Here is an 8535-nt window from a genome sequence, read left to right as displayed (position 1 = left end):
CCTGCGCGCTCATTACAATGAGGCGGTTATGAAATGCTCTCTAGAAATTCATGATATCGTAGACGGAAGTTGAGCGGTCGAAGATTGAACAAACTGTTTGGTGAGGACACGATCAATGTTCCCGAAGCCGGACTGCATCCGAACAAATCGCAAGTTAATCGTCGGTGATTTGTTACTTCTCTGTTCGTGCTTTTGTTTCTTACAAGGTTTCATTTGCGGAGAAGAACGATCGGAGTTCGGACGCGAAGTGCCAAAATCGGAACGCGTCGCCATTCTCGAAATGCTTGCCAAGCAGATGATCAGCAACTACGAGCAAATCAAGACTTGGCGAGGATCTTACACTTTCGTGGACGCTCAGTATTCAAGTGACGTGAACCAGTCACTTCGCGAGAATCAGAAAAATCCCGGTTTGTACGATCAACTGTACAGTCCCGTTGCGCTGTCCGCCGAAGTCGTCGCGCCGCTTCAATTGCAAAGCGAGAAGCGTAAGGGCCACTGGTTCATTCTCGAAGGCAAAATCGATTTTGTTTTGGACAGTGGATCGCAACGAGAGTATGTCCGCATGCTGCGTGAACCAAGGACCGACTTTGTCGATATTCCGACAGGCGTTCAAATTCGGCAAAACCGAGGGCAAGGGTCGTATTACTACCTCTATGCGCCCAACAGTTTCACGGAGCTTTACACGCAAAAGCGGATTGGGCCAATTACGGGGCATGCCATAGTTGACGGTGTGCCCGCGGGGCGATTGGTGTCCGTACGCCCCGTTGACAAAGCGGGCTCCCGATCTTCCGACTTTGATTGTCGAGCGCTGTTTGGTGGTCCACGAAATGGACTGGTCCGAAAAGAGGCAGGGTTTTGGCCAAGGCTCAAGCTTACTGCGGATGCCTTGAGCGGCAAAGCCTCCGCTACCCCGGTGGAGGCGGAAACGGTTCGATTGAAATGGGATGCGATCGTCAGAATCTACGTCTCTGACGGTTCAGATCCAATTTACACAATTGTCCTTGGCGATCCATTGAATCGCCACACCGTCACGAGATTCGATTCGAAAAGCGGCTTCAACTGGATCTCGTTCGCCAATCGCGATGGGAAATCGACTTTAGACTCCAAAACCGCGACGTATCGTTGTATCGATGGAGTTTTCGTCCCGGAGACATACGAACAGCGATCGGTGAATGTCGATCAGAGCCCTACCGACGTCATTCTCATTCGCACGTTAAGACTGAGCGAGACCACGCTGAATTCAACCGTGTCGGATTCTGATTTTTCTGTTTATCAGTTCGATCTCAAGTACTGCGATCGAATGCTCGACGAGATCAAGGACGAGTTGTATGTTTACGACGATCTGATGCGGAAATTCGTCATCGCCGAGAAATTCTCGTTCGACTCGTCACGCACGCTGGAACGCTGACGGAGCCGGTTTGCATCGCGCTTAGGTACTTCGCATCCGTCGGTTCTGAGTTCACGATGACTCCATACGCTCGACGACGCATCAAGTGGCCGGGAAAATCGCCAGCAATGGAGGTGATCCCGATCTAAGAATTCTTTGAGATGTCGTTGATCCTATCTTTGAGTGCTCGTAGGCACTCGGCCTTGAACCATTTTGATGAGCCGTTACGAGGCAGCCTTTCCCCTGACTCGATTTCGTCGGTATGGACCGAGCCACGTCATTCGTCGCTCAATGAATACATCTTGCCCCAACAGTAACGATTTCCGTTGCGGGCGACGAAAGCCTCGACAACGCAGGCGCTGCAGTCGAATTCGTCTTCGCGTCCCGCCACACCTGGTGGCAAGGACGAAATGATGCTGAACGATTTAATGGCGCGGACTTTGAGAGTTTCGAATGGAATGTGGGTTGTTCGAAGTTGTGGCCGTCCGCGTGAATCTGGCGCCACCTCCTGCGTGATGCAACTCATGAGTTCCACGTTCTCATCGTCGACTTCCAAAACAATTGCGTTCATGCAACGCCCCGATTCGTCGATGACGCAGATCTCTGAACCCCACGGTGCATGGGAGAGATCCTCAGAGATTTCTTCCTCTGTTCGCATTTCGCGTTCGAGCGAAGTTCGATCAGGGATTTGCATCTGACGGCCATTCTTCAGCACGATCGAGTCAATCGCGGGATTTCGATCGAGTTGAAGAATCGCATTCCTTCTGAACTCATCCGGCGACAGTGTCGAATCCGTAATATCACGAAAGTTTTGAAGCGAGCGGAAATGGATCGATCGAGATGGCAAATAACGGCTACGGCACTGTTTCTCACCTTCAGCAGCATCCACGATGTCACGGCAGATGCAATGAGCGAGTTCCAGGCTCTCGCCATTAATGCTGGCCAAGGTCCCAATGATGCGTTGATGGTCATTGGTAACGGCATTGACCATCGATCCGCGGGGCGTCGCGATGACCTCATCTCGAATCCCGTTCGATCGGATGACCAAATCCTGGTCATCGACACTCGGGATCGGGTACGAACGATTCAGATTCAGGGCGAAGTTGTTGTACGATCCCGCGATCGAATCGATGGCGGTACATCCCGACAGAAGACTACAGATCAACAGCAGCAGCGAGTTGTGTGTCGTCGACATGTCACCGTTCACAGCCAGAAGAGAGGGGGACAGGCACAATTTCCCGGTTCATTCGAATCCGCAGTGACTCGATCAGAGCAACCCTTCCCTTTACCGCGGGACAGTGAGCCAGTCTCCGGCCTGTGAACGGTTACCGTCGACATCTCACACGCCCTTCTCGCTTGGGCTTCGCAGTTTGAAGTTAATCGCAAGTTTTTGATGGCAAACCGTACCCGGATTCGCAAAATTTCGTCGAGTTCGATTCGATGCTCGTGCGGATCGAAGGCGTCGAATTATGGCACGCCAACTGGGCATCGGCATGATCTGCCGATGAGGAGGATCGCCCTGGCAATTGCGTCTTTTTTCCTGGAAGGACTGGCCAAGACGTTTTCGCAGACGCTCATCGAGAGGCGGGCGCGGTCGCGTTGGCCTCGAACGTGCTCGTTCGCCGACATGTCCTACAGCACGTTGGACTGACCGGCGACTGACGGTCGTGCTTCTCACGAGATGTGCGTCATTGGGCGTTTTACGGTTTCGGCGGTTTCCCAGCGACGAGGTCTGTGACTTCCTGGGTGGAAAGGCACCGGGTGTAGATGACCGCTTCGTCGATTAGGCCGTCATAGACACCCGTCGGATCGTTGAAGCGATTTCCAAGGCACAGAGGCGTTGCGGTGCGAATGGAACCGTCCAGTAAGTCGGCCTCAATGCGGAGGGGCACGGGCTTGCCGTCGAGATAGATCGTCACGCCAGACGCTTTACTCGATCCGTCGTATGTGGTGATGACGTGATGCCATTCCTCCGGTGCGATGGTGATTTGGCCGACGACAAACAACGCACGTTGAGGCTCGTCGCCGCCGGAGTCCCACGCACTGTTGAAGCTCATTCTTGGTTGTCCGTTTTGGATCATTAGATCCCAGCCGCGATAGGGCGGGCGCTGCTCGAGTTTGGAAAAAAGCGACTGGTTTGGCTTGTCCGTGCGGCGAACCCAGCAACCATAAGAAAATGCATCGGTCCGCTCGAAGTCACCGGTTGTGTCGGGGAATTGAATCACACGATGATTCAGACGGACGGCTTTGCCAAACTTCCCGGTCTCGAACGAAATGTTCTGCTCCGCAAATTCGGTGATTGCGGGCCCTCCTTTACCGCTTCCGTTCTTGATGCGGATCTCTTGCTTGCTGCCTGAGGAGGTGTCATCAAATGACCAGGCGCCAAGCAGGTTCTGACGCAGCTCTTTGGGTTCGCTGGCACTCGGACCTGGATCGGACGACCTGAACAAAGCCCAGACTTCGTCGGGCGTGAGACCTCGGTTGTACAGGCGAATTTCGTCCAGCCGCCCATGCATCGGTTCTGGCGAAGGGGATTCCGGTGCTCGAAGTCCGATGCGAAACGGGACGTTCACTTTTGTGGTTTCGGTAAGTCGATCCATTTCGACGGCGAAGTCGGCCGCAACTCCGTCTACATAGAGTCGGACGCCGTTCGAATTTCCCGACCCGTCATATGTCGCGAACAGGTGGTACCATCGGAACGGCTTCAGCTTCTCGGCGCTCACGACCTTGATTCCGTTTCCTGTGGAAAAATCGTGCAACAGATGAAAGAAGAGTCGATCACCGACAATGAGGTCGTACCCACGGTAGCCAATTCGTCCGTCCATCCGGGCCACGATCTCATTCAGCACGGAGGTGTTGGTCAGGTAAACCCACCCTCCAAGTGAAAAGGCATCCGTGCGATCGAAATCGCCGATATTGCCACAGTTCACATTACCCCCGTCGAGCGCCAATGCTTTGCCAACTCGTCCTTCGACGATCGTCGGCGTCGGACCGCGGCCGACGTGACGATTGCCGGTGCTGTCCTGAATACGATCGATCTTATCTTCGTCAAAACTCCAACGTGCGGAAGTGGGTTGTTGAACTCGTTCACCTGTCGGAGCAGGTATGTGGTAGATCGTTTTGGGGCGGAAATGGACGCGAAACAACCCCGCTCCGTCAGCGGAATCGTTGAACGTGATCTGAATGGGATCATGTCCCAGTGGATCGGATTTGACTTCGATGCCACCGCGCTGTGGATTGTGTGGTCCGTCGAGGCGATCTCTCAGAGACAGCAACTGCACGTCGTGAGATAAGCCACCTATTTTTAGTGGCAGAACTTCAGAAGTCGAATTGCCGTCCGAATCTGTGTGCCATTTCATAATCCATTTGCGACCATTCACTTTCACTGACGTACGATCCCCATCGGGGATACCGGGAAGCGCATTCTGTTGATGTTCCCACCACATACCACCAGGCGTGACCATCAGCGTCGACTTGCCATCGATCAATGCCTCAACCGTGAAATCGTCCATCGCGGGATCATCGATTCCCCCTTCTTCGGGATAGTCGTCCGAAGCGTGTCGAGGTGGATTAGTGCAACGGAATGTGCCGTTGACCGTAGCAACAACCGTATTGGCACGACGCACGACGGCTTCGTACGGAATCTCGAGGTTCGAAGTGTCTTCGACGGCGATCTGGATGCGATCGGCTTGTCGCAGATTGAGGTTGGAAACATCGCTCCAGCGGACGGTGGGCAAGTCCGACAGCGGGATGGCGAACTTGTCACCTTCGATCGTGGTTACCAAGTGCATGTTGTGACGGCGCTCGATCAATTGGCATGCGGACAGGGGAAGCGTCCTGGCTCCCCACTGAATGGGCTGATCGTCAATGGAGATATTCTTAACCAGCCGGCCAATCCCGACTTTAAGCCGTAGTGCGCTCGGTTTTGGGGGCTTCTCGAATGGTCGTAACGACGCTTCATAACGCGCGCCATTGCGCCGCATTTCGAAGGTGCGTAACATGACCGTCTCAGGATTGATTGTCAGTTCAACCGTTGTCACCTCTTTCGACGGCGTCAGTTCGACGATTTCGAGCGTGACTCGCTGCATCTCGTCACGTTTTGAGTAGGGGATCTCGGGGATGTCGAGAACGGCGCGTGGCGACTGCAGATACTCCTTCGCTTTAGTGACGGGCACGGCGAACGCGATGCCGGAAAGTGGCACCCCTGCATAGATGACGCCGACGACCTTGCCGCGTTCGTTGACCAATGGCGCTCCAGAGCATCCCGGGTTGATCGCGCCATCGATTTGAATCGACTCGACATGTTCATCGCCGCGCCGCAGGGCACTCACTTTTCCGACGGTGACTGTGATGTTGGGAAAGTGTTGTCGTTCGATCGACAATCGTCTGCCGAAGGGAAATCCGAATGCGGTGACCGAGGCTGTTTCCACAAGCTCGGTGTCATCGCCCAGGCTCAGGGGCGTCAACTCTTTGACGGGCTCAGACTTCAAGAGGGCGAGATCGACAAGCTTATCGTCGGATCGATGGATGACCTTCGCCTTGATCGCTTTCTCGTTTTTCTCGCCGGAGTTCAGGATCAGATCGACGGAATGTCCGATTTCTACGCTCTCGACCACGTGGCGATTCGTCAGAAAATAGCCGTCTTTGCTGACGCAGAATGCCGTCCCAGAACCTCGTTCGTTTAGGTTCACCAGGGCGGTAGCGCTCTTGCAGGTCTTGATGATGGCTGCCGAATCCGTTGCCGGATTGCTGGGGCCTTTTTTCGCAGACGGTGATTTCGGCTGTGCGGCGAGTGGACCGCATCCGAGTGCCAAAATAAATGCCGCGATCGAATGAATCAGAATTTCACGGGCAGTCGGTTGCATGAGTGCCACCCTCATATTCAGGATGAAGGCCGTTTGGGGCGAATAAGTGTTGCCATTGAATCGAAAAAGTAGAGTAGCAGTCTGGGTTGGTCACGGCGAGAGAATTGAAGCAGAGTCTTGAGGGCGCCTCTTGTGACGGTTGAAATTGCGAAGGCTGGCCCATTACAGAATTGAATTCGCCATCGTGTCAGGAATGTCGAAATGCCTGTTCCCCTTGTTTGAGCAGGTTTTTGTGTCACCGTTCACAGCCCGACGAGAGGGGGACAGTCACATTTTCCCGGTCAAATTGGAATCCACAGTGCATCGACTAGGCTAACCCTTCCCTTTACCGCTGGAAAATGTGCCCGTCCCCGGCTTGTGAACGGTGACGGCTTTTGTGGAGCATCCAACCTGAAATGACAAATCGATGAAACTCGATGCAAGTAGGCCACTGAGCTTACGGGCGATGTTCGCGCACCTGTCAGATCAGAGTGGCTGTGCCACTCATTGATCCTTGGAGAACTTGTATGTGGATTTCACGAATCGCGTGGATCGTGTTTATCACCACTTATAGCGGCGTGCATGCGGCCGACGTTGATCCACTCGTCTGGAACAAACCGGCCGAGGCACCCGTATTCCGCAATCAACTTCCACCCGACATCTTTCAACAGCGATCGCGAATGGTTTTGGAGCGTCTTGGAGACCTTTCCAAGCTGACTGCATCACCAATTCCGGACCGCGGCGTGCGAATCACGCGAGTCCTTCCCGATTCACAGGCGATTACTTGGAATCTCAAGCCCGATGATCTGATTACGAAAATCGATTCGATCGAACTTTGGGGTGGTTCGCTGCCGAATACGACAGCACAGCGAAAGGTCACGATTTTTCGCTGTGCTGAAAATCGATCTCAAACGATGAAGGCAGAACCAGGGAAAATCGGAATTCTGACAGGATTGCACTGGCGACCGGAACTCACCTATCTCCGCAATAAATCCTCTCGAAATCCGAAATGGGATGAGTTCGTGGTTGTTGGGGCACATAGTTGCCAGTCCGATCCGGACCTGGCAGAGACCGCCTGGTTTCACGCGGTGGAAGCGGGCTATCGTCCCGATGGATTGTCCTGGATCTGTGGCGCGGCCATTGCATTGGAGCAGGGACGCGTGGAAGCGGCCGCCGACTTCGCCTATCTGGCACATGAGGTGGAACCGAAGCGGGCCAAAATTGTGTCGCCCTGTGTCCTGTTGCGCGTGATGCTTGCCAACTACAAGTTCAGTGATGCGTTTGAGCTCTGTCGGCAGTATCCAGAAGAACTTTGTAATATGCCCCGTGCGTATCAACTTCTTGCGGATTTGCACCGCGCGCGGAGCGATGATGAACGGCGTGCCAGGCCTCCCTCGCAGATTTCAGAGGAATACTATCGAAATGATCTCATGCCGCGATGTGTTCCAATGACCATCGATGCGCGGACGGACCTGCCCAAGCTTTTGGAGGGGAACGGTTTGACCGCGTCCGAGGCAAATGGTTTCCATCGGCCACTGGTTTTCGTGCCCTCAGATCCTGCACGAAATTTGGAACTCACTGTCAGGTATACTCCGATCACGATGCATGCGGGGGTTGACGAAAGTTATTTCACCGTCGCGCTTGTTCCCTATTCGCCAGAAAATGCGACTCAATTGCTGGATGTCGCAGATGCTCTGGCGATCGGGGTGAGTTCGCTGGAAGGCTCGCGAATTGCCCTGCGTCAGGGGATCCCGGCGTCCGCGACGATCTTCGACGCTTCTGGAACTTCATCGGCCCAGATAACATCCCAGGAAATTCGTGTGATTCGCGTTCGTGGGCAACTTGAGGCTTTCGTCAACGGAAAACGCTGGCTCTATCAGCCCGTCGCCGACGAGAAAATGGGTCCATCCGGTTTTATTGTGGGTAGAGGCTGAGTCCCCCGCAGTAGAAGAAGATGGCGGTTTTGAAGTTATTGCGGTTACGGAAGCCACCGACACGTCTTTTGATGGACATGATTTTGCTATTCATTCCTTCCGCGACTCCATTCGTGATGCGGTGGGTGCAGTAGCTGACGACGTGGTCCAATCGCTCCTTGATTGAACGAGCCACGGATTTCATCGGTTCGAGATTCGTGTGAATGACTCGTTTGTACCAGTCTTGGAAATAGGTCGTTGCAGTGGCTGCGGAGTCTTGCCCCCAAAGGTCACGCAGCATTTCCTTGAAGGCCCAGGCTTTTCCCGTTTTCAGCTGCAGATCGAATGTCGATTCGAACACCGTCCGCTGTTTCTCACTGAGATTCTCCTG

Annotated in this window: 5 protein-coding genes; 2 read left to right on the top strand and 3 right to left on the bottom strand. The window is 54.0% G+C overall.

Going from position 1 to position 8535, the window contains the following annotated elements; all coding sequences use genetic code 11:
* Positions 1-247: 247 nt before the first annotated feature.
* On the top strand, positions 248-1408 hold the full coding sequence (locus tag OSO_RS0125820; RefSeq protein ID WP_157605454.1) for a hypothetical protein: 1161 nt from the start codon (positions 248-250) through the stop codon (positions 1406-1408).
* Positions 1409-1664: 256 nt separating this feature from the next.
* Here OSO_RS0125820 and OSO_RS0125815 read toward each other — a convergent pair whose 3' ends face one another.
* Together OSO_RS0125815 and OSO_RS0125805 are read right to left on the bottom strand one after the other, a co-directional pair.
* Positions 1665-2582 carry a hypothetical protein gene (locus tag OSO_RS0125815; RefSeq protein ID WP_010585936.1) on the bottom strand — a complete coding sequence of 306 codons (918 nt, stop codon included), beginning with the start codon at positions 2580-2582 and terminating at the stop codon, positions 1665-1667.
* A gap of 505 nt (positions 2583-3087) precedes the next feature.
* Positions 3088-6252 (bottom strand): LamG-like jellyroll fold domain-containing protein, encoded by a 3165-nt coding sequence (locus OSO_RS0125805; RefSeq protein WP_010585934.1) that lies wholly within the window; start codon positions 6250-6252, stop codon positions 3088-3090.
* Between the two features lie 506 nt (positions 6253-6758).
* Here OSO_RS0125805 and OSO_RS0125800 point away from each other — a divergent pair.
* Positions 6759-8165: a PDZ domain-containing protein gene (locus OSO_RS0125800; RefSeq protein WP_010585933.1), complete on the top strand. Its 1407-nt coding sequence runs from the start codon at positions 6759-6761 to the stop codon at positions 8163-8165.
* On the opposite strand, the gene OSO_RS50045 is transcribed toward OSO_RS0125800, so the two are convergent.
* A partial coding sequence (locus OSO_RS50045) for a transposase (protein WP_010585932.1) occupies positions 8146-8535 on the bottom strand: 390 nt, incomplete at its 5' end. The two genes, OSO_RS0125800 and OSO_RS50045, sit on opposite strands and share 20 nt — an antisense overlap.

The organism is Schlesneria paludicola DSM 18645 (assembly GCF_000255655.1).
GTDB lineage: Bacteria > Planctomycetota > Planctomycetia > Planctomycetales > Planctomycetaceae > Schlesneria > Schlesneria paludicola.
This window is presented reverse-complemented; position numbering and strand designations above follow the sequence as displayed.

Bases quoted from the DNA above. Each gene is read 5' to 3' on its own strand.
- OSO_RS0125815 (WP_010585936.1), bottom strand. From the start codon at position 2,582: ATGTCGACGACACACAACTCGCTGCTGCTGTTGATCTGTAGTCTTCTG.
- OSO_RS0125805 (WP_010585934.1), bottom strand. From the start codon at position 6,252: ATGCAACCGACTGCCCGTGAAATTCTGATTCATTCGATCGCGGCATTT.
- OSO_RS0125800 (WP_010585933.1), top strand. From the start codon at position 6,759: ATGTGGATTTCACGAATCGCGTGGATCGTGTTTATCACCACTTATAGC.